Annotated in this window: 2 protein-coding genes; one reads left to right on the forward strand and one right to left on the reverse strand. The window is 60.3% G+C overall.

The annotated features are described in order from the left end of the window. Nucleotides 1–198: 198 nt before the first annotated feature. Nucleotides 199–504, forward strand: coding sequence for a GlsB/YeaQ/YmgE family stress response membrane protein (locus EN949_RS34890; RefSeq protein ID WP_127369240.1), 306 nt, complete (start codon nt 199–201; stop codon nt 502–504). 334 nt (nt 505–838) lie between these two features. Here EN949_RS34890 and EN949_RS34895 read toward each other — a convergent pair. Then, nucleotides 839–1944, reverse strand: a 1106-nt coding sequence (locus EN949_RS34895; protein WP_164782666.1) for an OmpA family protein, incomplete at its 5' end; no start/stop codon positions are given.

Below are 1944 nucleotides of genomic sequence, written 5' to 3' on the forward strand. Positions count from 1 at the left end.
CCCTGACTCGGTTCGATAAGTAGCGGTCGCAATTTGATGATCATGCTGTCGATTGTCCTATTGCTTTGGGTCCCACGGCGGTCGCGTCGAACGACAGACGCGCTTTGGCTTTCGTTGGGATAGAGGATCGGCTATGGAACCAGTTGCTGGTTGCAGACATGGAATCGCGCAGCCAAAACGAGGGCCCGGAGGATCACCATGCATCTGACGAACGAGAGCATCATAGTCATATTGGTGGTCGGCCTTATTGCCGGATGGTTGGCCGGAAAGATCGTGCGGGGCTCTGGCTTTGGTCTAATCGGGGACATCGCAATCGGAATCATCGGCGCGTTCATCGGGGAATGGCTGCTGCCCCGCCTAGGCGTCCATCTCGGGAGCGGAACGATAAGCTTGATCGTTAATGCCACCCTCGGGGCGATTGTTCTTCTCCTAATCATCCGGTTGGTTTCTGGCGGCGGTCGTCTCGGGGGCGGATGGAGGGGCCGATCCGGTCGGTGGCGCTAGCCCGGGGTTCGAGGCCATATCGTCTCAAAGGACGGCCGCAATCTGATTGCACGGCTTCAGATGAAGCTGCATTTAGCGGCGGGTCAATGCGACGCTCAACGTTCCACGGATCCAACGAATGGGCGGCCGACACAAGCGCGCTGCGATGTCCATGCTTGATTACCTCCGGACGCCCAAGCTCCGCGCGCACTACGCAGCCAGCGGGTAAATTCCGGGAACGTTCAAATCCCGCTTCAACCACCAGCGCCGGCCACCATTTTGATTAGAGCCGGCGCCTTGGCTGGTAACGGTCTCGCGATTCGGCGAGCTTTACCGAATCGCGAGATTGTCCTGGTTAGTTGGCGCTGGCGATGGGCGCCACAAGCGGCGTGATGCGGCGAATAGCGACGCGGCGGTTCTGTCTTTCGGGCCCTGTCGTGTTCACCTTAAGATAGCGCTCGCCGTAGCCTTGGGTCGTCAGGTTCTCTGGCGCGATGCCAAAGGCGTTGGTGAGGGCCTCGGCAACTGCCTCGGCTCGCTGGTCGGACAACGCCAGGTTCGCATTGTCGCTACCGACAGCATCGGTGTGGCCTTCGATCAAGAAGGTTTCCGCCGGGTTCTTCTTCAGCAGGCGCTCCATTGCGTCCGCAACCCCTTGCAGCTTTTTGACTTCGCTGTCCGAGATCGCGGCCGAACCGGACTCGAAATTCAACGTGTCGAGATCAACGCGCCGGGCGATATCGCGCACACGCGCCGAGCGCTTGACCTCGTCGACCGAGTAGAGGCGCTGGACTTTTTCCACCGGCGGTTGCTCGAGGAAGGTGTAGTAGTCGTCGGAATCCTCTACCAAATCCGACTCCAGGATGTATTGCTTGCGCGGGATGGTGAGCCGCATCGGTGGCAAGTCATCTCCAGGGTCGCGCCAATCCTGCACGTCCTGGTAATACCTCTCGTCGACGTAGCTCAACACATACTCGCGGCCGTCGGGGGTGATGCGGGAGCGCTGGATGACGTCTCCATTGCGGTTGCGGATGGTGACGATTTGGTTGCCATTGTCGCGAACGATCGTCTCGCGTGTGCGGCCGCCCGGCAGATCCTCATAATACACGTCCTTGGCACCACGGTTCATGCGCGGTGCTTCGTTGCTCTCGACTATCGTCTGGTTGTTGAACTGGATGATGACCCGGCCGCCAATTTCCGTGAGGACATCGGCGCCTTTCGGACGTTCCGGCGCTTGGGTATCAGGCGCCTTTTCACGGCGGGTACCCTTTTCGTTCGTCACCGGAACGATCTTCTCCGGCTTGATCTCCTGCTGCGCTGACTTGTCGTCTGCAGGGGGTGGTCCGGCCTCTGCGGGGGCAGCGGTGGGCGCCGGGGCCTGACCCCCATCGCTCTGCTGAGCAGGCGGTTTGCCGTCCTTGCCCGGACGTTTTGCATCCTTTTCGCTGTCAAGGACGGGTG

The organism is Mesorhizobium sp. M7A.F.Ca.US.007.01.2.1 (genome assembly GCF_003998165.1).
In the GTDB taxonomy this organism is placed as follows: Bacteria; Pseudomonadota; Alphaproteobacteria; order Rhizobiales; family Rhizobiaceae; genus Mesorhizobium; species Mesorhizobium ciceri.